18 protein-coding genes are annotated in these 20,444 nt (G+C 73.5%); 10 read left to right on the plus strand and 8 right to left on the minus strand.

The features are described from left to right. Window positions 1–121: 121 nt before the first annotated feature. Entirely contained in the window at window positions 122–493 is a 372-nt protein-coding gene (locus amrb99_RS12475) for a hypothetical protein (protein ID WP_190856076.1), read from the plus strand. 60 nt (window positions 494–553) lie between these two features. On the opposite strand, the gene amrb99_RS12480 is transcribed toward amrb99_RS12475, so the two are convergent. Beyond that, window positions 554–2,860: a DEAD/DEAH box helicase gene (locus amrb99_RS12480; protein ID WP_190856077.1), complete on the minus strand. Its 2,307-nt coding sequence runs from the start codon at window positions 2,858–2,860 to the stop codon at window positions 554–556. 248 nt (window positions 2,861–3,108) lie between these two features. On the opposite strand from amrb99_RS12480, the gene amrb99_RS12485 reads away from it, so the two are divergent. Together amrb99_RS12485 and amrb99_RS12490 are read left to right on the plus strand one after the other, a co-directional pair. Continuing rightward, the gene (locus amrb99_RS12485) at window positions 3,109–3,462 is read left to right on the plus strand and encodes an STAS domain-containing protein (RefSeq protein ID WP_021597910.1); all 354 of its coding nucleotides are present in this window, start codon (window positions 3,109–3,111) and stop codon (window positions 3,460–3,462) included. Between the two features lie 16 nt (window positions 3,463–3,478). Then, on the plus strand, window positions 3,479–3,919 hold the full coding sequence (locus tag amrb99_RS12490) for an ATP-binding protein (protein ID WP_190856078.1): 441 nt from the start codon (window positions 3,479–3,481) through the stop codon (window positions 3,917–3,919). Between the two features lie 387 nt (window positions 3,920–4,306). Here the strand turns inward: amrb99_RS12490 and amrb99_RS12495 are convergent, their stop codons facing one another. Beyond that, complete coding sequence (locus amrb99_RS12495) at window positions 4,307–5,239, minus strand: NADP-dependent oxidoreductase (RefSeq protein ID WP_190856079.1); 933 nt, start codon at window positions 5,237–5,239, stop codon at window positions 4,307–4,309. A gap of 126 nt (window positions 5,240–5,365) precedes the next feature. Between amrb99_RS12495 and amrb99_RS12500 the strand changes: the two genes are divergently transcribed. The 3 genes from amrb99_RS12500 (at window position 5,366) to amrb99_RS12510 (ending at window position 10,114) form a co-directional block, all read left to right on the plus strand. Beyond that, on the plus strand, window positions 5,366–6,331 hold the full coding sequence (locus amrb99_RS12500) for an AraC family transcriptional regulator (RefSeq protein WP_190856080.1): 966 nt from the start codon (window positions 5,366–5,368) through the stop codon (window positions 6,329–6,331). 543 nt (window positions 6,332–6,874) lie between these two features. Then, window positions 6,875–9,382, plus strand: a complete 2,508-nt coding sequence (locus amrb99_RS12505; RefSeq protein ID WP_190856081.1) for a sodium-translocating pyrophosphatase — start codon at window positions 6,875–6,877, stop codon at window positions 9,380–9,382. A 258-nt stretch (window positions 9,383–9,640) separates the two neighbouring features. After that, the gene (locus amrb99_RS12510; RefSeq protein ID WP_190856082.1) at window positions 9,641–10,114 is read left to right on the plus strand and encodes a histidine phosphatase family protein; all 474 of its coding nucleotides are present in this window, start codon (window positions 9,641–9,643) and stop codon (window positions 10,112–10,114) included. Here the strand turns inward: amrb99_RS12510 and amrb99_RS12515 are convergent. Continuing rightward, complete coding sequence (locus tag amrb99_RS12515) at window positions 10,089–12,410, minus strand: FUSC family protein (RefSeq protein WP_190856083.1); 2,322 nt, start codon at window positions 12,408–12,410, stop codon at window positions 10,089–10,091. The two genes, amrb99_RS12510 and amrb99_RS12515, sit on opposite strands and share 26 nt — an antisense overlap. Window positions 12,411–12,553: 143 nt before the next feature. Beyond that, window positions 12,554–13,042: an isochorismatase family protein gene (locus amrb99_RS12520; RefSeq protein ID WP_190856084.1), complete on the minus strand. Its 489-nt coding sequence runs from the start codon at window positions 13,040–13,042 to the stop codon at window positions 12,554–12,556. A gap of 138 nt (window positions 13,043–13,180) precedes the next feature. On the opposite strand from amrb99_RS12520, the gene amrb99_RS12525 reads away from it, so the two are divergent. Further along, a complete protein-coding gene (locus amrb99_RS12525; RefSeq protein ID WP_190856085.1) occupies window positions 13,181–13,672 on the plus strand; it encodes a VOC family protein in 492 nt (163 codons plus the stop codon). 35 nt (window positions 13,673–13,707) lie between these two features. Beyond that, entirely contained in the window at window positions 13,708–14,508 is an 801-nt protein-coding gene (locus tag amrb99_RS12530; RefSeq protein ID WP_347256652.1) for a MerR family transcriptional regulator, read from the plus strand. 9 nt (window positions 14,509–14,517) lie between these two features. On the opposite strand, the gene serB is transcribed toward amrb99_RS12530, so the two are convergent. Further along, complete coding sequence (serB, locus tag amrb99_RS12535; protein WP_190856086.1) at window positions 14,518–15,726, minus strand: phosphoserine phosphatase SerB; 1,209 nt, start codon at window positions 15,724–15,726, stop codon at window positions 14,518–14,520. 227 nt (window positions 15,727–15,953) lie between these two features. Between serB and amrb99_RS12540 the strand changes: the two genes are divergently transcribed. Together amrb99_RS12540 and amrb99_RS12545 are read left to right on the plus strand one after the other, a co-directional pair. Beyond that, a complete protein-coding gene (locus amrb99_RS12540; protein WP_190856087.1) occupies window positions 15,954–16,202 on the plus strand; it encodes an SCO4226 family nickel-binding protein in 249 nt (82 codons plus the stop codon). Window positions 16,203–16,351: 149 nt separating this feature from the next. Next, entirely contained in the window at window positions 16,352–17,089 is a 738-nt protein-coding gene (locus amrb99_RS12545) for a VOC family protein (RefSeq protein WP_190856088.1), read from the plus strand. Window positions 17,090–17,096: 7 nt separating this feature from the next. On the opposite strand, the gene amrb99_RS12550 is transcribed toward amrb99_RS12545, so the two are convergent. The 3 genes from amrb99_RS12550 to amrb99_RS52335 form a co-directional block, all read right to left on the minus strand. After that, window positions 17,097–17,960 (minus strand): methyltransferase domain-containing protein, encoded by an 864-nt coding sequence (locus tag amrb99_RS12550; protein WP_347256653.1) that lies wholly within the window; start codon window positions 17,958–17,960, stop codon window positions 17,097–17,099. A 487-nt stretch (window positions 17,961–18,447) separates the two neighbouring features. Next, complete coding sequence (locus amrb99_RS12555) at window positions 18,448–18,747, minus strand: hypothetical protein (RefSeq protein ID WP_190856089.1); 300 nt, start codon at window positions 18,745–18,747, stop codon at window positions 18,448–18,450. Window positions 18,748–18,888: 141 nt separating this feature from the next. After that, a complete protein-coding gene (locus amrb99_RS52335) occupies window positions 18,889–20,058 on the minus strand; it encodes a helix-turn-helix transcriptional regulator (RefSeq protein ID WP_190856090.1) in 1,170 nt (389 codons plus the stop codon). Window positions 20,059–20,444: the final 386 nt, after the last annotated feature.

The raw sequence follows: 20,444 nt of genomic DNA on the forward strand, positions 1-20,444 counted from the left end.
TCGACGGTGCGGTGGGGCGGGGGAGTCAGGTGTGGTCTTGGACGGGGATTGAGAACGGTCTAGGCTGCCTTGCCAGTCGGATTCCCCCGCATTGTCCGGCACTGGAGAGGAGACCCTCCGCATGATCATTCTGGGGTTGGTCGTCACGCTCGCCGCCATCGCCGTGGCCGTGGCCGTCATCCTGGGCAACACCGGCGAGGTCCACGTGACCGCGTTCGGGCACGAGGTGCCCGGCGTCACGGAGCAGTGGCATCTGTTCCTGGCGGGCGTCGTCGTCGCCATCGTGTTCATGGCGGGCGCGGGGATCGCCGCCCTCGGGTTCCGGCGCAGCATGAACATCCGCAGGGAGCTGCGGGACCTGCGGGACGAGCACGAGGAGTCGCTGCAGACGCTGGAGCTCGAACGCCGCAAGCTTCAGCAGGCGCTGGCGCAGGCCCGCCGCGGGCTCGACGAGCAGCCGTCCGTCCCCGCGCAGCGCGTCGCACCGAACTAGGCGGTAGAGGGTAGGCGCTGCCCGTTTCCGGCCGTCGCGTCGACGTGCGCGGGCGTGCGGTCAGGGGGCGGCTTGCAGGAGGACGGCCAGGAGGGTCAGGGCGCCCTGCTTGTCGAGCGGGTCGTTGCCGTTGCCGCACTTGGGGGACTGGATGCAGGACGGGCAGCCGGAGTCGCACTCGCAGGAGGCGATCGCGTCACGGGTGGCGCGGAGCCAGGCGGCCGCGTCGGCGTAGCCGCGTTCGGCGAAGCCGGCGCCGCCCTCGTGCCCGTCGTAGACGAAGACGGTGAGCAGGCCCGTGTCGGGGTGGACGGCGGTGGAGACGCCGCCGATGTCCCACCGGTCGCAGGTGGCGTAGAGCGGGAGCAGGCCGATGGAGGCGTGCTCGGCGGCGTGCGCGGCGCCCGCGAGGTCGAGGTCGCCGAGGGCGTCGACCTGCGGGTCGGACAGCGTCCACCAGACGGCGCGGGTGCGCAGGGTGCGGGGCGGCAGGTCCAGGGGCTTCTCGCCGAGCATCTCGCCGGTCTGGACGCGGCGCATCTGGTAGGCGACGACCTGGCTGGTGACGTCGACGGTGCCGTAGCAGAGGGTCGCGTCGCCCCAGGAGGTGGAGCGGAGCGTCTCGGCGATGGTGATGTCGGTGACGTCGCGCGCGGTGGTGGAGTAGTCGGGGTCGGCGGCCTCGACGAGCGCGACGGAGTCGTCCAGGTCGAGGGTCTGGACGATGAACGAGTCGCCCTGGTGGATGTAGACGGCGCCGTCGTGGACGGTGGTGTGCGCGGACGCCTCGTCGACGGTGCCGAGCAGGCGTCCGGTGGCGGTCTCGACGACCTGGACGGGCGCGCCGCCCGCGCCGCGGATGTCGGCGAGGTCGCACGCCTTGTCGCGGCGCGTCCAGTACCAGCCGTTGGGGCGGCGGCGCAGGAACCCGCGGCGGACGAGGTCGGGCAGCAGGTCGGCGGTGGACGGCCCGAAGAGCGCGGCGTCGTCCTCGGTGAGGGGGAGTTCGGACGCGGCGGCGCACAGGTGCGGTTCGAGGACGTACGGGTTGTCGGGGTCGAGGACGGTCGCCTCGACCGGCGTCCCGAAGATCGCCTCGTGGTGGTGGACGAGGAAGGTGTCGAGGGGGTCGTCGCGGGCGACGAGGACGGACAGGGCGGCCTGCCCGGACCGTCCGGCGCGTCCGGCCTGCTGCCAGAGCGACGCGCGGGTGCCGGGCCAGCCGCAGACGAGGACGGCGTCGAGCCCGGACACGTCCACCCCGAGTTCGAGGGCGTTCGTGCTGGCCAGGCCCACGATGGAGCGGGAGCGCAGCGCGGCTTCGAGGGCGCGGCGCTCTTCGGGGAGGTAGCCCGCGCGGTAGGCGGCGACCTGCTCGGCGAGGGCGGGCGCGACCTCGTGGAGCGCGCGTTTCGCGCCGAGCGCGACGGACTCGGCGCCGCGCCGGGACCGGACGAACGCGAGGGTCTGGACGCCCTCGACGACGAGGTCGGCGAGGAGGTCGCCGGCCTCGGCGGTGGCGGTGCGGCGGACGGGGGCGCCCTGCTCGCCGCGCAGGTCGGTGAGGGGCGGTTCCCACAGCGCGAACGTGGCCGGTCCGCGGGGCGAGGCGTCGTCGTCGACGGCGACGACGTCGAGGCCGGTGAGGCGGGACGCGGTGGACGCGGGCTCGGACGTGGTGGCGGACGCCAGGATGAAGGTGGGGTCGGCGTGGTACCGGGCGCAGACGCGGCGGAGGCGGCGCAGGACCTGCGCGACGTGCGAGCCGAAGACCCCGCGGTATCCGTGGGCCTCGTCCACGATGACGTAGCGGAGGCGGCGCAGGAACGACGACCAGCGGGAGTGCCCGGGCAGGATCGACCGGTGCAGCATGTCGGGGTTGGTCAGCACGTAGTTGGCGTGCTGGCGGACCCAGGAGCGGTCGTCGCGGGGGGTGTCGCCGTCGTAGGTCGCGGCGCGGACGCGGGTGAGCCGCAGGGCGCGCAGCGCGCGGAGCTGGTCGGCGGCCAGCGCCTTCGTCGGCGACAGGTAGAGGATCGTCCCCTCGCGGCGGTGGTCGTCCTCGCCCGCATAGATCGCCTCGATGGAGGGCAGCAGGTAGGCGAGGGACTTTCCGGACGCGGTTCCTGTGGCGATGATCACAGAGCGGCCGGCGCGGGCGTGCTCCGCGGCGGCGGCCTGGTGCTCCCACGGGGCCTCGATACCGGCGGCGGCCAGCCGGTCCACGAGCAGCGGGGGCGACCATGACGGCCACGGTGCACGGCGGCCCTCACGTGCGGGAACACGCTCCACATGGGTGATGCGGTCCCGCCGCGACGGGTCGGCGAGCAGCCGGTCGAGAGGGGTTGAAGATCTTTGGGCGGCCATCAGGTTTTCAGTTTGCCAGCCGGGGCAAAACAACGGGAACGCCCCGGCGCCGGTGGGCCCGTTCCCCCTGTGCTCATCTGTGGATCAGCAGGTCAGACGGGACGGCGCGAACTTTCGCCCGACTGGTCGATAACGTGCGTGCGCCGCGCCGGAGCGTGGTTGAATCACGGCGATGTCTCGCCGCCCGGGCCGCCGCCGCGGAGCCCGGAGGGCGGGATCGGATTGTGCTGCACGGCGCTGGAGGATTTGTGGACCTGAAGGTGAACGACTACACCACCGACGATGGCCTCACCGTCATCAACGTGGAGGGCGAGATCGACGTCTACACGGCGCCGAAGCTTCGCGAGAAGCTCATCGACCTGGTCAACAAGGGCAAGTTCCACCTGCTCGTGGACATGGAGAAGGTCGAGTTCCTGGACTCGACCGGCCTCGGCGTCCTGGTCGGCGGGCTGAAGCGGGTCCGCGCGCACGACGGCTCGCTGGAGCTGGTCTGCACCCAGGAGCGCATCCTCAAGATCTTCCGGATCACGGGGCTGACCAAGGTCTTCGGCATCCACGACTCGATCGCCGAGGCCGAGGAGAAGCGCAAGGGCGCGAAGTAGGCGGCCTGACACCACGATGGCGACCGTTGAACTCTCCTTCAGTGCGCTGCCCGTCCACGTCCGGACCGCCCGGCTGATCGTGACCGCGGTGGCCCGCCGCAGCGGCGTCGCCGAGGCGCTGCTCGACGAGGTGAGGCTGGCGGTCGGCGAGGCGTGCTCGCGGGCCGTGGAGGCGCACCGCCTGCACTGCCCGGACGAGCCCGTCCGGCTCGAGCTGACCGGGGCGGGCCGCCGCTTCGAGGTCACGGTGAGCGACGCCGTGCCCGGGGACGACGCGGCGGGCGGGCCGCCGGCCCGGCCCGACGAGGACGACCTGGACTTCGATCTGGGCGAGGGCACCGCCGAACTCGGCCTGGCGGTCATCGCCGGGCTCGCCGACGACGTGGAGATCGCCACCACCCCGAAGGGCGTCCAGATCAGGATGAGCTGGCCGGCGGAGGCCGAGGCGACCATCTGACCTCGGCGCTGCCGGGGGGCGCTCCTCGGAACGCGCGCTCGCGCCCATCCCCCAGACCGCATGGCGAAGGCCCCGCTCCGGCGGGGCCTTCGCCGTCCCCGCCCCCAGCGTGACCCCGCGCCCGGCGTGACCCCGCGCCCGGCGTGACCTCGCGCCCGGCGTGACCTCGCGCCCGGCGTGACCCCGCGCCCGGCGTGACCCCGCGCCCGGCGTGACCCCGCGCCCGGCGTGACCCCGCGCCCGGCGTGACCCCGCGCCCGGCGTGACCCCGCCCCCAGCGTGACCCCGCCCCCAGCGTGACCCCCCGCCCGGCATCACCCCCAGCGCCCGGCGCTCCACGTTCCACGCCTCGCACCCGTGCCCCGTGCTCGGCGTCGGGCGGGGCGGTCAGGGAGTGAGGACGATCTTGCCCTGGGTGCTGCCGGACTCGACGAGCTCGTGCGCCTTCGCGGCGTCCGCGAGCGGCAGGACCTGGGCGACGTGCGGGCGGAGCAGGCCGTCCTCGACGAGCGCCGTCAGCGCTTCGAGGGCGGTGTGGTCGGGCTCGACGGTGATGCCCGCGAAGCGGCGCCCGGCAGCGGCGGCGGCGGCCGCGAGGGCGGCGTCCTCGCGGTCCACGGCGGTGACGAGGAGGCCGCCCGGCCGCAGGACGCGCAGCGAGCGCTCGCCGTACCCGCCGCCGACGGCGTCGTAGACGATGTCGAGGTCGCCGGTCGCCTCGGTGAAGTCGGCCGTCCGGTAGTCGATGACCTCGTCGGCGCCGAGCGACCGGACGAAGTCGTGCTTGCCGGCGCTCGCCGTCGCGACGACGTGCGCGCCGCGCGCCTTGGCGATCTGCACGGCGACATGGCCGAGGCCGCCGCCGGCGCCGTGCACGAGGACCCGGTCGCCCTCCCGCACTCCGGCGGCGTCCACGAGGCCCTGCCAGGCGGTGAGGCCCACGAGCGGCAGCGCGGCGGCCTCGACGTGGCCGAGTCCGGCGGGCTTGCGCGCGATCTGCCGCGACGGCGCCACGACGTACTCGGCGTAGCCGCCGGCGGCGCGGGGGAACAGCGGCATGCCGTAGACCTCGTCGCCCGGCTGGAAGCGCGTCACGCCCGGGACGACCTCCTCCACGACCCCGGACACGTCCCACCCGAGGACGAACGGCGGTTCGCCGAGGAGAGGGAACGAGCCCGCGCGGATGTAGGCGTCGACCGGGTTGACCGCCGTCGCGCGGACGCGGATGAGGACCTCGGACGGCAGGGGCACGGGGCGCTCGGTCTCGACGACTTCGAGGACCTCCGGGCCGCCGAAGGCCCGCTGGGTGACCGCACGCATGATGTCTCTCCTGGTGTGGGCGTGGACCTGACACCGATCACGCTACGGAGCGAGCTGGAGACGCTGAATGTCTCGCAGTCGCCGATTCATGTCCGTCCGTCTCGGGCCCCGCGTAGCATTCCGGGCATGGACGTGCTCAGTGAAGTGATCGCCTCGATGCGGACCGGCCTCCCGGCGGCGACGCGCACCGACGCGCGCGCCCCCTGGGCCATGCGGCTCCGCCCCGTCGCGGGCCCCGGATTCCACGTGATCCTGGAGGGCGCCTGCTGGCTCGTCCCTCCGAGCGGGCCGAGCGGGCCGAGCGAACTGGGCGGGGTCGGGGAGGCGGGCGAGCCCGTCGAGCTGGCCGCGGGCGACGTGGTGTTCCTGCGGTCGGGGCGGGAGCACGTCCTCGCGGACGATCCGGCCACGACGCCGACCAGGCTCCACACCGGGCCGGATGGGGGCGGCGGCTTCGGCGAGCTGACCATCGAGGGGCCGGGGGCGCGGACGGTCATGCTGTGCGGGGCGTACGACCTCGACCAGGCGCGCCCGCATCCGCTGCTGCGCGGCCTGCCGCCGGTGATCCACGTGCGGGCGCGGCACGGCCGGCATCCGGAGCTGCGCTCGGCGGTGGCGCTGCTCTGCGCGGAGCTGTCCGGCGGGCGGCCGGGCGCGGACGGGATCGTCCCCCCGATGATCGACGTGCTGCTGTTCTACGTCCTGCGGGCCTGGCTGGACGAGGCGGACGCCCCGGACGGCTGGGCGGCGGCGCTGACCGACCCGGGCATCTCGCGCGCGCTCAAGGCCATCCACGAGGAGCCCGGACGGCCGTGGACCGTGGAGGCGCTCGGCCGGTGCGCCGGGCTGTCGCGGGCGGCGTTCGCGCGGCGGTTCGCGGCGCTGGTCGGGGAGCCGCCGCTGGCGTACCTGACGCGCTGGCGGATGACGACGGCCGGACGGCTGCTGCGGGAGACGCGCGACCCGCTGAGCGCGGTGGCGGAGCGGACGGGGTACACGTCGGAGTTCGCGTTCGCCAAGGCGTTCAAGCGGGAGTTCGGCGTGGCGCCGGGCGGCTACCGCAAGTCCGCCGCCCGCCCCCGCTCCGCCTGACCCCGCCCCCGCACCCGCACCCCGAACTCCGCGCCGCCCGGCTGCGGCGTCCGGCCGCGGCGTCCGGCCGCGGCGTCCGGGTCGTGTGGAAATGGGGCCTGTGGGGGCGGTGGGACCCCCGGGACGGAGCACTCGCCGGCGTGTGAGATTCTCTTCCAGGAATGATCTTGAATCGTCCGGATTTGGGCCTGGACATATTGCGTGATAATGCCTAGCTTAATTACCGAGCGGCGCGTGTGGCGCCGCCGGACGGCGCTGACCGCGGCCCTGTCAACCCGGCCGCGGGGTAAGACCATGCTTACCTCGGCTGACCTGCGGAAATAGCGGCCGACCCGGTTCAAAGGTCAAATTACGGCGTAATGCGGATTGCTTTTCCGTGACATCCTCATTAAGGGTCTGGCGCCCTTCTCATTCGCCCTTCGCCTGCGTAGACTCCCCGCACCCGCGCTGCCGTGCGAGGCGTTCGAAATCAGGACTCGCGGGGTAGGCGGTAAAGATCGTCTTTTGACGGTCGGATCGCAACGCCCCTGTCGAGGAGGACGGATGTCTGGGCTTTCCCTGTCGAGCCCGGCCACTGCAGCAGCAGACGTGGATCTCGGCGGCGGCGACCTGTCACTGGTCGTCGTCGTAGCCGTGGTCGCACTGCTGGCACTGGCCGTCGCCGCGGGTCTGGTACGCGATGTACTGGCCGCTGGTCAGGGCACCGAGAAGATGCAGGAGATCGCGCGCGCGGTCCAGGTCGGCGCGAGCGCCTACCTGAAACGCCAGTTCCGCACGGTCGCCGTCTTCGTGGTGCTCATTCCGCTGGTGCTGCTGCTCCTGCCCGCCGACTCCTGGAGCGAGCGCATCGGGCGGTCGGTGTTCTTCGTCATCGGGGCGGTGTTCTCGGCCGTCACCGGCTTCACCGGGATGTGGCTGGCGGTCCGCGGCAACGTGCGGGTCGCGGCGGCGGCCCGCGAGGAGGGCGGCGAGAAGACCGCGATGCGGATCGCGTTCCGCACCGGCGGCGTCGCCGGCATGTTCACCGTCGGCCTCGGGCTGTTCGGCGCGGCGGTCGTCGTGCTGGCCTACCAGGGCGACGCGCCGAAGGTCCTGGAGGGCTTCGGCTTCGGCGCCGCGCTGCTCGCGATGTTCATGCGGGTCGGCGGCGGCATCTTCACCAAGGCCGCCGACGTCGGCGCCGACCTGGTCGGCAAGGTCGAGCAGGGCATCCCGGAGGACGACCCGCGCAACGCGGCGACGATCGCCGACAACGTGGGCGACAACGTCGGCGACTGCGCCGGCATGGCCGCGGACCTGTTCGAGTCGTACTCGGTGATGCTGGTCGCCGCGCTCATCCTGGGCACCGCGGCGTTCGGCACGCAGGGCCTGGTGTTCCCGCTGCTGGTGCCGATGATCGGCGTCATCACCGCGGTGATCGGCATCTTCGCGGTGATGCCGCGGGACGGCGACCGGTCCGGGATGTCGGCGATCAACCGCGGCTTCTTCATCTCCGCGGTCATCTCCGCGGTGCTCGTCGCGATCGCCGCGTTCGCCTACCTGCCCTCGTCGTTCGCCGACCTGGACGGCGGCATCCACAACGTGGACGCCGACCCGCGCTGGGTGGCGCTCGGCTCGGTGATCATCGGCATCGTGCTGGCGAGCGCGATCCAGCTGCTCACCGGCTACTTCACCGAGGTGAACCGCAAGCCGGTGCGGGAGGTCACCGACAGCTCCCGGACGGGCCCGGCGACCGTCATCCTGTCCGGCATCTCGCTCGGCCTGGAGTCGGCGGTCTACACGGCGCTCGTCATCGCCGGGGCCGTCTACGGCGCGTTCCTGCTCGGCTTCGGCAACACCACCGTCGCGCTGTTCGCGGTGGCGATGGCCGGCACCGGGCTGCTCACCACCGTCGGCGTGATCGTGTCCATGGACACCTTCGGGCCCGTCTCCGACAACGCCCAGGGCATCGCGGAGATGTCCGGCGACGTCCAAGGCGAGGCCGCGAAGGTCCTGGAGCGGCTGGACGGGGTCGGCAACACCACCAAGGCCATCACCAAGGGCATCGCGATCGCGACGGCGGTGCTCGCGGCGACCGCGCTGTTCGGCTCGTTCGGGACGGCCGTCAACTCGGCGCTCGCGGACGCGTCCAAGTCCGCGAAGGACGCCATCGGGTCGCAGTTCAACCACGGCATCAACCTGTCGATCGACAACCCGAACGTGCTGATCGGGCTGATCATCGGCGCGGCCGTGGTGTTCCTGTTCTCCGGCCTGGCGATCATGGCGGTGGGCCGGGCGGCCGGACGGGTCGTGGTGGAGGTGCGCGAGCAGTTCCGCACCAAGCCCGGGATCATGGACTACACCGAGAAGCCGGACTACGACCGGGTCGTGGACATCTGCACCCGGGACGCGCAGCGCGAGCTGGCCACCCCCGGCCTGCTGGCGATCATGACGCCGATCGCGGTCGGGTTCGCGCTCGGGTACGCGCCGCTCGGCGCCTACCTCGGCGGCGCGATCGCGGCCGGGGTGCTGATGGCGGTGTTCCTCGCGAACGCCGGCGGCGCCTGGGACAACGCGAAGAAGGTCGTCGAGGAGGGCTTCCTCGGCGGCAAGGGCAGCGAGGCGCACGCGGCGACGGTGATCGGCGACACGGTCGGCGACCCGTTCAAGGACACCGCCGGCCCCGCGATCAACCCGCTGATCAAGGTGATGAACCTGGTCGCGCTGCTGATCGCGGACGCGGTCGTGACCTACGCCGACAACTACGCGCTGCGGGCCGGCGTGACGGTCGTGGCGGTCGGCATCGTCGTCGCGGCGATCGTCGTCTCCAAGCGCCGCGCGGACCCGATCGCCCCGTCGGCCGGCGCGGGCGGCGGGGCCGCGAACCCCACCGCGGCCAAGGGCGGCGGCGCGGCGGGCGGCGAGACCGAGGGCGGCGGCGCGAAGGGCGGCGCCGTCGAGGCCACCGCGCCCGAGCAGGCGCCGGCCCCCGCGGAGGAGGCGGTCGCGGTCGAGGCGAACGGCTCGGCGGCGTCCGGCAAGGCCGACGAGTCGCCGGCCGGGGCGTCCTGACCCGTCCGGGATCCGAGGGGCCGGTGGCGTCGCGCCACCGGCCCCTTTCGCGTTTCCCCCGGGTGGTGTCCGGACCACGCGGCACCGGTCGTACGCTGTACGCGGGAACGCGACCGAGAGACGGGAGGCGCTGTGGCGAGCGGCGACAAGCCGGCCTTGTCCGGCGGTAAGGGCTTCGCCCTGGTGCTCTGCGGGATGCTCGCCATCCTGCTCGCCCTGTGGGGGCTGGCGGCGCTGGTCGCGCCGTAGGGTGGCGGCATGCCGACGCTGATCGTGCTCCGCCACGCCAAGGCCGTCGCGGGCTTCGGGACGGCCGACATCGACCGCGCCCTCGACGGCCGCGGGCGCCGCGACGCCGCGGCGGCCGGGGAGTGGCTGCGCGCGGAGGGCCTCGCCCCCGCGCGGGTGCTGTGCTCCCCCGCCGTCCGGACGCGGGAGACGCTCGACCTGCTCGCCGTCCGGCCGCCCGCCGGGACGGCCTTCGAGCCGACGATCTACGACAACGACCCGGACCTGCTGCTGTCCCTGGTCGCGGAGGTGCCGGACGACGCCGGGACGGTCCTGCTCGTGGGCCACAACCCGGCGGTGCACCAGTTCGTCCACGACCTGACCGGGCGGGCCCCGGACCGGTTCCCGACCTGCGCGCTCGCGGTCGTGGAGCTGCCGGGCGCGTGGGCGGACGTCCGGCCCGGCCTCGGCACCCTCGTCACGTTCCGGACCCCGAAGGACTGACCGGCGCGGCGTCCGGCCGGGCGGCGTCCGGCCGGGGCGCGGGCGGGTTCTGGCCGACCGCCGCCAGCGACGCGTCGATCACCCGGCCGATGTCGCGGCGCAGCGACCGGACCGTGTACCGGGTCCCGGACACCTGCGCCAGGGCCTGCCGCAGCGGGGTGAGCTCCTCCCGGCCGACGCCCGAGCTGATCTCGGCGCGGCGCCGCTTGGTGAGCGTCTTCAGGTAGTCGTCGAGGCCGGCGAGCTCCTCCTCCAGCTCCGCGGCGGGCGAGCGGTTCCGCAGCTCCTCGTCGTCGGGGTCCTCCAGCAGCCCGGCGGCCTCCTCCAGCTGGTCGGCGAGCCGGTCCAGGATCTCCGGCACCGGCCCGGCGTCGACGGCCTCCTCCCGGGTCACCCGGGAGACCGCGATCAGGTGGTCGCGGACGCGGTGCGCGGCGCGGACGGCGTCGCGCAGCCGGCCGATCTGCGCCGTGTCGGGCACCCGCTCGTGCGTCAGCCGGTCCCGGGTCTCCGCGACGGCCTCGGCGGACCGCTCGGCGGTGACGACCTTCTCCTGCGGCAGCCGGACCCGCTCGCCGCCCACCACGTCCGCCGCCGCGCGGACGAGGTCGGCGTGCACCGCCATCATCCGGCCGAGCTGGACGGGCAGCCGCTCCAGGTGCCCGGCGGGCCACAGCAGCCGGACGGCGAGGAACGACAGCACGGTGCCCCCGGCGACCAGGCCGATCCGCTCGCCCGCGATGCGCCAGTCGGAGGGCGCGGAGAAGTCGAGCAGCATCATCGCCAGCGGCGTGCCGAACAGCCCCCAGTAGGCGAAGTTGATCGGCCGCAGCGCGAACCCGGCGAGCGCGAAGACGAAGGCGATCACCGCGACGAGCGGCTGCGTCGGCGCCAGCGTCAGCACGACCGCGGCGACCACCGATCCGGCGGCGGTGCCGCCGACGCGCTGCACCAGCCGCTCGACGGTCTCCCCGTACGTCGCGCGCAGGCTCAGCATCGCGGTGATCGTCAGCCAGTGGCCGTGCGGGATGTGCAGCCCCGCGGCCAGCGCCATCGACACGACGGCGGTGACGTACACCCGCGTGATCTGCCGGAACATCGGCGAGCGGGTGCGGACGGCGCGGCGTATCCGGGCCAGCTCCGCCCTCGGGTCCGGCGCGCCCGGCATCCGCGGCGGCCCGATCCCGATCCGCAGGCCGCCCGCGATGGTGCGGCGCGCCGAGGCCGTCTCGCCGGCGATGCGGTCGATGGAGCGCCGCACCTGCCCGATCAGCGACACCGCGATCAGGTCCTCGTCGCCGGCGAGCCCGGCGCGCCGGATCTGCTCCGACAGCCGCCCCATCCGGCGGACGGCCCCGGACTCCTCGCCGCCGAGCGGCGCCTCCCCGTTGGTGGCGATCGCGCCCGCGAGCAGCCGCAGCCGCGCCGCGAGCGCGGACACGGCGGTCTGCGTCTCCAGCGTCCACTCGCGGTCCGGCGGGTAGTTCTTCGCGGCCTCCAGCACCGCCTGCAGCGTGACCGTCTCGTGCAGGACGCGGCCCAGCGCGTCGATCAGCCGTTCCGGCCGGGTCGGCTCGTCGCTGGCCCGCCCCCGCCCGGACCGGTACAGGCCGTAGGTGGCGCGGGCGTCGGTGAGGGCCTCGGACGCGGCGCGGCGCCGCTCCTCCCAGTCCGGCATCCGGGTGACGGCCATCAGGTCGGGATTGGTGAGCTCGACGGCGTTCAGCGCGCTCGGGTCGGGGGCGCCGACGTCCTGCGCGACGGCGTCGAGGGCCTCGGCGACGCGGTCGGCGGCCTCGGCGAGGGCCTCCCGCAGCGGCCGGAGCCGCCGCACCGGCCACGGGACCAGCAGCAGTCCCATGGTGAGGAGCCCGCCGATCAGCTCCAGCAGCCCGACGCCGATGACGTCGGCGGACGGCGGCCGGATCGCGCTCAGCAGCACCGCGAGCCCGGCGGTCGACCCGATCCGCGGCACCCCGACGCCGAGCGCGATGAGCGGCGGCACCACGATCACCGCCGGCCACGCGTGCCCGCTCAGCAGCCCGCCGACCGCGGATCCGACCGCGACCATCAGCACGCCGCTCGCGAGGTCCCGCGCCCGGTTGCCGTACGGGCCCTCGGGCGCGCGCAGGGCCACCAGGTACGCGCCGAGCGCGATCATGGAGCCCTGGGCGGGGCGGCCCGTCAGCGACCCGGCGAGCAGCGGGATCGCGATGGCGAGCGCCGCCGCCAGCCCATAGAACGGGGCCGACTGCCCGTTGATCTGGGCGTACGCCGACCGCGCACGCTTCAGCACCGCTCCGGCTCGCCTTCCCGACTCGTCCCGCCGGTCCCGGCGGGTGCCGGTGACCGCATACCGGCACTCCTACCCCGAAACCCCCGCGATGATCGTTCCGGGCCGGTCCGGGCTGGGGCCGAGCGGGGCGGCGGGCGTGGGGATCAGAGGTAGGCGGCGGTCTCGCGCACCGTGCCGAACCGGGGGAAGATCCGCCGCACCGTGAACTCGTGCTCGTCGGCGGCGAACCCGGACATCGCGTCGGACGCGAACTCGACCTCGTAGCCGTGGTCGTCGGCCGCCCGCGCGGTCGACTCGACGCCCATCGTCGTGACGAGCCCGCCGAGGACGAGGGTGGTGGCCCCGCGCTCCTGCAGCCGCTGGTGGAGGTCGGTGCCGTGGAACGCGCCGACGGTCCGCTTCACCACGAGGATGTCGCCCGGTTCGGCGAGCCCGTCCGCGAGGCCGCTGCCGGGCGGCTGCTCCGCGACGCCCGGCCGCTCCGCCCGCACGAGCGCCACCGGGAGGCCCTTCGCGCGGAATGCCGCCGCGAGGGACCGGCACCGTCCGAGCACCTCGTCACCGGAGTGAGGGGCGAGGGGGAGGGCCACGATGCGGGGCATCAGGTCGATGAGCACGAGCGCGGAGGGCATGATCGTCACCCTAGGCCCGGACGACCGCCGGAGGTGCCCGCTCGGACCGCCGGAGGCGCCCGCTCGGACCGCCGGAGGCGTCCGCTCGGACCGCCGGAGTTGACCCTGACGTCGCGGGAGGGTCGACGATCGGGACCCATGAGCGAGTACCTCAGCCCCGTTCCGATGCCGGTGCCGGACGCGAAGCCCGCGGAGATCTACCGCGAGATCTACGGCATGCCGATGTTCGTCACCGTGCCCGCCCGCGACCTCGCGGCCTCCAAGGACTTCTGGATCCGCGGGCTCGGCTTCGTCGACCTGTTCTCCGTCCCGGACCGGGTGACCCACCTGCGGCGATGGGCGTTCCAGGACGTCCTGCTGGTGCCCGGCGAGCCGGCCGGCGCGGCCACGGCGGTGAGCGTCAGCTTCGCCTGCGTGCTCGGCCAGATCGACGAGATCGCCGCGCGCTGCGAGGAGCTGGCGCCGGGATGCACGAAGGGGCCGGTGGACAAGCCGTGGAACTCCGTCGAGCTGGAGGTCGTCACGCCGGAGAACGCGCGGGTCGTGATGACGGCCGCCCGGCCCCTCGACCCGGACGGCCCGCAGGCCGCCTGGATGCGGGAGGCGGGCTTCGAGGTCCCGCGGCCGTGAGCGGCCCCGTCACCGGCCTGGTGCACACTGGGCCGGTGACGTATCCCGAGGCGGACGGGCTGACCGTCGGACGGGCCGCCGCGCTGGTCGGGGTCAGCGTCAAGACGCTGCACCACTGGGACGCGGTCGGCCTCGTCCGCCCGAGCGGGCACACCCCGGCGGGGTACCGGGTGTACTCGGCGGACGACATCGCTCGCGTCCACCGCGTGCTGGTCTACCGGGAGCTGGGGTTCCCGCTCGCCGAGATCGCCCGGATCCTCGACGACCCGTCCGCCGACGCCCGCGACCACCTGCGGCGGCAGCGGGCGCAGCTGGAGCGCCGCGCCGGGCGGCTCCGGGAGATGGCCCGCGCCGTCGACCGCATGCTGGAGGCGCTGGACGCCGGGCTGCGGCTGACGCCGGAGGAGCAGGTCGAGATCTTCGGCGCCGACTGGCGCCCGGAGCGGGTCGGGGAGGCCCGCGACCGCTGGGGCGGCACCGCGCAGTGGACGCAGTACGCCGAACGCGCCGCCCGGATGACGCCGCGGGACTGGAAGGACGTCGCGGCTCGGACCGAGGCCCTCAACGCCGACCTCGCCGCCGCCTGCCGCGCCTGCGTGGCCCCCGGGTCCGCCGAGGCGAACACGCTGGCGGAGCGGCACCGCGCGCTGCTGGGCACCTATTTCGACTGCACCCACGCGATGCACGCGTGCCTCGGGCGGATGTTCGCCGAGGACCCCGGCTTCGCCGCCTACTTCGACGGCATCGAGCCGGGCCTCACCGCCTGGCTCCGCGACGCGATCTTCGCGAACGCCGAATCCCGCGGCGTCGACCCCGCCACGGCCGCCTGGGAGTGATCCCCCGGCTCAGTCCTGCCGGACGGCGTCGGCGGCGTCGGCGGCCTCGACCTCCTCGCGGGAGATCCCGAGGAGGAAGACGATCGTGTCCAGGTACGGGACATTGACGGCCGTGTCGGCGGCCTCGCGGACGACGGGCTTGGCGTTGTAGGCGACGCCGAGGCCCGCGGCCTGGAGCATGTCGAGGTCGTTGGCGCCGTCGCCGATCGCGACGGTCTGGCTGACGGGGACGCCGGCCTCCGCGGCGAACCGCCGCAGCGCCGCGGCCTTGCCGGCCCGGTCGATCACCGGCCCGGTGACCCGCCCGGTGAGCTTCCCGTTCGCGATCTCCAGCGTGTTCGCGGCGGAGTAGTCGATCCCGAGATCCTCCACGAGGGCGTCGGTGACCTGCGTGAACCCGCCGGAGACGATCGCGAACTTGTAGTCGAGGCGCTTCAGCGTCCGGACCATGGTGCGGGCGCCCGCCGCGAGCCGCAGCTTGTCGCGGACGTCGTCGATCGCGGCCGCGTCGAGCCCCGCGAGCAGCGCGACCCGCTCCCGCAGCGACCCCTCGAAGTCCAGCTCGCCGCGCATCGCGGCCTCGGTGACCTTGGCGACCTCGTCGAGGCAGCCGGCGTGCTCGGCGAGCAGCTCGATCACCTCGCCCTGGATCAGGGTCGAGTCGACGTCCATGACGATCAGCCGCTTGGCGCGCCGGCTCAGCCCGCCGTGCTGGACGGCGATGTCGACCTGCTGCTCGGCGGCCTCGGTCGCGAGGCCGGCCCGCAGGGTGTCCGGGTCGGCGCCGGACACGTCCATCTCGATGCAGGTCACCGGGGTCTGCGCGAGCCGCTCGATGCGGTCGATGTTGGCGCCGTGCGCGGAGATCCGCCCGGCGATCCCGGCCATCGCGGCGGGCTTCAGCGGGGCGCCGAGCACGGTGACGTGCAGCCGCCCGCCGCGCTTCGGCATCCGCTTGTTGCGGCCGGTGGACAGCTCGATCTCCATGTCGAGATCGTTGGCGACCTTCTCGGCCGCGTTCCACACGCGGCCGATGTCGGCGCCCTCGGTGTAGGCCAGCAGGACGCCGAGGACGAGCCGTCCGCGGATCACGACCTGCTCGACGTCGGCGACCGTGAGCGGAAACTGGGAGAGTGTCCGGAACAACCGCGACGTCACGCCGGGGCGGTCGCGTCCGGTGAGTGTGATGAGCAGCGTTCGCTGTGCTGACCCGTCCATAGCTGTCCACAACGGTACCGGCCGCGGAACACCCCTCGCGCGCCAGGTCCGCCATGCGAGACGGCGCCGCGCCGCCGGTCAGGGGGCGGGGGGCCGCGCGATGCGAGGTTTATCCGCCAAGGATGGGCGGTACGCCGGAAATGTCCGATCGGCTCGAGGGGAGGGGCTCGGCCTGATCGTGAGTCCGGCCTCCCCGAGCCGGGAGCGTCGAGATCGGGGGAGGAACCATGGCCAAGTTCATGGACGTGCACCACGGCATGACCGGAGTGACCGGCGACGAGCTCAGGGAGGCCCACGAGGCCGACCTCGCGATCCAGGACCAGGAGGGCGTCGTCTTCGAGCACACCTGGGCCGACCCGGAGTCCGGCACGGTCTACTGCCTGTCCGAGGCCCCGGACGCCGACGCCGTCCAGCGCATCCATGACCGGGCCGGCCACCGCGCCGACGAGGTCCACTCCGTGACGCTGTCCATCTGAGGGACGGCCGCGCGACCGCGGCCGTTCGCGAGACGTTCCGGAGCCCGCGGCCGCCGCGGCTCCGGGGCGCCTCTTCAAGGCCGGGGACGCAGAGGGGCGCAACCTTCACGGCGCGCACCCCCCGCCTGCCCGGCCCTAGGATCGGCGGCATGGCGACGCGGCTCATTCAAATTGCGATGAAGGCGGCGGACGACTCCGCGCTCGGCCGGTTCTGGGCGGAGGCGCTCGGCTGGGGCATGGACAGCGAGGGCCCCGGCGTGACCAACCTCGCGCCCGAGGGCGTCGCCTATCCCGACCCGGCCGTCCTCTTCATCGACGTCCTCCGCGTCCCGGACCCCAAGACGGTCAAGAACCGCCTGCACATCGACCTCGCCACCACCTCCCCGGCCCACCAGGCGGAACTGGTCGCGCGCCTGAAGGATCTCGGTGCCACCGACACCGACATCGGCCAGGGCGACGTCCCGTGGACGGTCCTCGCCGACCCCGAGGGCAACGAGTTCTGCGTGCTGGAGCCCCGGGAGCTCTACCGGGACACCGGGCCGATCGCCGCGCTGGTGGTCGACTGCGCCGACCCGCGGGCCATGGCCCGGTTCTGGGACGAGGCGATGGACTGGACCCTGCACGAGGTCACCGACGATCTCGCGAGGCTCCGCTCCGCCAAGGGCGTCGGGCCGTACCTGGAGTTCATCCGCACGCCCGACGCGAAGACCGGGCTGAACCGCATCCACTTCGACCTCCGCCCGTACCCCGACGACGATCACGCGGCGGAGGCGGACAAGCTGCGGGCCCTCGGCGCCACCGACACCGACATAGGCCAGGGCGACGTCCCCTGGACGGTACTGTCCGACCCGGAGGGCAACGAGTTCTGCCTGCTCACCCCCCGCTGAACAGGCGTCAGACCCGGTTCTCGGGTCGGTCCAGCCAGACGGTCTGCCGCCCGGGGCCGACCGTGATCCCGTACCGCCGCACGTCCGGCCGTCCCGCCGCGTCCCAGCGCTGCTCCGCCTCGTCGAACGCCGACGGCGGGCTCTGCTGGTCGCGCAGGGGCATGAACCATCCGGGGACGTGGAATCGGCCCTCGGCCGTGCCATCGGCCCGCACCTCCAGACGGGCGACGGGGCAGTCGGGATGGAACACCGGCCCCCACGGCACCACGATCAGGCCGCCCGGCCGGGTCTGCTCCACCCACGCGTACGGAAGCGCGGTGACGGCCGCCGTGGCGATCACCCGGTCGTACGGGGCGTCCCCGGGATGCCCGGCCTCGCCGTCGCCGGTCACGACGCGGACGGTGTAGCCCGCCCGCTCCAGGTTCCGCCGCGCCCGCTCGGCGAGATCCGGCGCGATCTCGACCGACGTCACCCGGCGCGGCCCGGTGATCTCCGCCAGCAGAGCGGCGTTCCAGCCGGTCCCCGTCCCGATCTCCAACACCCGCATCCCCGGAGCCGGACGCAGGAGTTCGAGCATCTTCCGGACGATGTGCGGCGCACTGCTGGAACTGACGGCGTTCACGCCCCTGCCGGTCGCCGCGTCCCGCAACTCCTCCGGCACGGCCGGATCGAACTCCACCTTCGTGACGACGGCGTCGCCGCCGGACACCGCCTCCCGCCACCGATCGGGATCGTCCGACCGCCGCAGCGGCACCAGCCACCCGGCGCCGTCGCGCACGAAGATCTCGTCCGGGACGAACCACTCGCGCGGAACGGCCGCGAGAGCCGCGCCGACGGTCACTGCTTCCCCGTCCCGTTGCACAGAACGCACGGCCGCCAGAACCTCTCCCCGTCGTTCGTCTGCCACGACCCGCCCTTCCCACCGCAGGCACCGCAGTCGACCTGCTTCTTGTGCTTACCCATCGCGCTTTCCTTTCGTGTGGTCGCGAGACGCCCCGGAGCCAGGCACCGCCGCGACTCCGGGACGCCTCTCCCGGGCGTCGGGGGAACACCCGGGTTCCGGGGCCGCCCTTTCGCGACGACCCCGCCTCGCACCGGACGCCAGGGGGCGCATCCGGCGCGAGCGCCTGCCCCTCAACGAGGGCGCGGTCGGTAGATGTCGCGGAGCGGGTCCGTCGGAGCGGCGACGATCAGCGGCGGCGCGTCCGCCTCGCGGCGGTGCCGTGGACGCCTGACCGGACGCCGCCGCCGAGACGTCCACACGGCGCCCAACACGACCCCGACCAGCCCGCAGACGGCACCGAAGACCGAGACCAGAAGCACGACGCCGGCAAAACCCCCGGTCACGAGCGCGGGACTCATGCGTCAGCCCGCTCGGTGAGAACGCGCGCTATGGCGGCGGCGACGTCCTCGACGAAGTCCACGGCGCCGATCAACTCGCCGTCGGACGCCCACGCGTACCAGTCGATGCCGTCCACCCTCCGGCACGCGATCTCGACCGAGTTGAGCGCCGAACCGATCCGCACGACGTTCAGAACGACGCCTTCGCCCGGACGCCGCACAATCCCGCACGCCAAACCAGGCCAAGTAGCCACTTCCCGGTCAAGCATGGATATGTAGTGCCGGACGTCGACCTCCGACGCCTGGGCATGCTCCACCTCGCGACCTCCTCGCACTCGGGAACGCTTGCCACCGCGTTAGGCGAAGGCGGTAAGCCCTCATGCGAGAGACGTTAGAGAGCGGGCATCGCCGCAACAATGGCACTTTCGAGTCGGCGGATTCCGAAGTGCCACGTCGCGTCACACGGCCACGTGGATGAAATCCGCGAATTCTCTCATCTCGGACGTCAACGTCCGGCGCCGGGAAATGATCTGCCCGAGAATGTCGCGCGCGTAGCGCTGGTTGGGAAGCCATTCGGGGGCGTCGTGCCGGATTCTCTGGAGCATGTCGAACGCCTCCGCGTGCTGTCGCAGGGACACCCGGGCCTGGGCGACGTCCAGCAAGTGCCTGTTCCGGTTGTTCGACGTGGGCCTGAGGTCCGCCACCGGTATCCGCTGCGACATCGCCAGCACGCGATCCGGGCGGTCCTCGACCATGGCGTTCTCCGCCCGCTTCATGGCCACGGTCAACGGCCCGAACGCCTGGAGGAAGTCGTTTCGCGGCGCGTACTCCGCGCCCATCGCCACCGCCGCCGCGCGGGCCAGCCGGATGGCGTCCTCGGCGTCCCCGGGCTGGGCGTTCCTGACCGCCGCGGCGGAGAGCCGGACGAGCAGCCACCCCCACGTGGCCAGTTCCGCCATGGTCGCCCGCGACATCCGGGGCTCGATCTCGTCCGCCCACCGGCTCGCGACCGCGAGCGATTCGGCGAGGCGTCCCTGCCGGATCTCGAGCCAGGCGAGGGTGCTGACGATCGCCGCCGCCTCCAGCCGGTCCGGAGCCTCGTCGAGGGCCCGCCGGAGCGCCGCGTCCGCCGCGTCGAACTGGCGCGTCTGGGTGAGCAGCCACCCCGTGTGGTGGAGCAGGCGGGCCCGGACCGGCCGCGCGTCCGCCCCGAGTTCGTCGGCGTCGCGGAGCAGCGGCGGCAGCGCGGCGGAGAGCCGCGAGTACTGGTCACCGGAGAAGAGCGGCATCAACGCCGCGAGCGCGTCCGACACCCCGCGCACGGTGGGAGCTTCACCGGGCGAGGTTCCGTGCCGTCCGTTCAGTGCCCTGCGGACGGGCTCCCACTGCTCGTGGCCGTTGGATTCGAGAACGCCGCGAGCGGGGCTCTCGATCAGGTCGGAAGTGGAAACGCTCAGCGCGGAGGCGAGCTTGCGGAGCGTTTCGAGCCGCGTGTCCTCCTTTTCTCCCTGCTCCAGCTTCCGGATGAGGGAGATGGACACTCCAGAGAGGCTGGAAAGCTCCCTTTGCGTGAGCCCGCGCCGTTTGCGTACGGCCCTCAACCGCTCTCCAACGCTGCGAGTGCTCATACGTCCAGGCTAAGCACTCGATTCCGCACCCGCTGACCGAATTCACACGCCGGAGCCGGCGGAAGGGGCAGTCTTGTGGACGGAGGCGTGCGCCACGGCCATGCGGGGGGTTCCGGGCGCTGGTGGACGCGGTCAAGCGCGGGGAGCACGAGCTGCCGTAGCTCGGCGTCTCGATGCCCGACATCCCAGAGCCTGTTTGGAGTGCTCCAGCCTGTCCTTGGTGCGTTCGGGTGTTCGGGTGGTGGGGTGGCGCTTGCGTACGGGGCCGCCCCTCCAAAGTCAAAGGCGCCTTCGGCGTCGCTTCGCGATGGACTTCGTCCACCCTTGACTTTGGAGCCTCTGCGGCCCCTGAGGCAGCGTTAGGGGCAGGCTCCGCCTGCCCCGCC

It is taken from the genome of Actinomadura sp. RB99, assembly GCF_014706005.1.
Classification (GTDB): domain Bacteria; phylum Actinomycetota; class Actinomycetes; order Streptosporangiales; family Streptosporangiaceae; genus Spirillospora.

Excerpts from the sequence above, each read along its gene's own strand:
- amrb99_RS12475 (WP_190856076.1), top strand. The coding sequence starts at position 122 with ATGATCATTCTGGGGTTGGTCGTCACGCTCGCCGCCATCGCCGTGGCC.
- amrb99_RS12480 (WP_190856077.1), bottom strand. The coding sequence starts at position 2,860 with ATGGCCGCCCAAAGATCTTCAACCCCTCTCGACCGGCTGCTCGCCGAC.
- amrb99_RS12490 (WP_190856078.1), top strand. The coding sequence starts at position 3,479 with ATGGCGACCGTTGAACTCTCCTTCAGTGCGCTGCCCGTCCACGTCCGG.
- amrb99_RS12495 (WP_190856079.1), bottom strand. The coding sequence starts at position 5,239 with ATGCGTGCGGTCACCCAGCGGGCCTTCGGCGGCCCGGAGGTCCTCGAA.
- amrb99_RS12500 (WP_190856080.1), top strand. The coding sequence starts at position 5,366 with ATGGACGTGCTCAGTGAAGTGATCGCCTCGATGCGGACCGGCCTCCCG.
- amrb99_RS12505 (WP_190856081.1), top strand. The coding sequence starts at position 6,875 with ATGTCTGGGCTTTCCCTGTCGAGCCCGGCCACTGCAGCAGCAGACGTG.
- amrb99_RS12510 (WP_190856082.1), top strand. The coding sequence starts at position 9,641 with ATGCCGACGCTGATCGTGCTCCGCCACGCCAAGGCCGTCGCGGGCTTC.
- amrb99_RS12520 (WP_190856084.1), bottom strand. The coding sequence starts at position 13,042 with ATGCCCTCCGCGCTCGTGCTCATCGACCTGATGCCCCGCATCGTGGCC.
- amrb99_RS12525 (WP_190856085.1), top strand. The coding sequence starts at position 13,181 with ATGAGCGAGTACCTCAGCCCCGTTCCGATGCCGGTGCCGGACGCGAAG.
- serB (WP_190856086.1), bottom strand. The coding sequence starts at position 15,726 with ATGGACGGGTCAGCACAGCGAACGCTGCTCATCACACTCACCGGACGC.
- amrb99_RS12540 (WP_190856087.1), top strand. The coding sequence starts at position 15,954 with ATGGCCAAGTTCATGGACGTGCACCACGGCATGACCGGAGTGACCGGC.
- amrb99_RS12545 (WP_190856088.1), top strand. The coding sequence starts at position 16,352 with ATGGCGACGCGGCTCATTCAAATTGCGATGAAGGCGGCGGACGACTCC.
- amrb99_RS52335 (WP_190856090.1), bottom strand. The coding sequence starts at position 20,058 with ATGAGCACTCGCAGCGTTGGAGAGCGGTTGAGGGCCGTACGCAAACGG.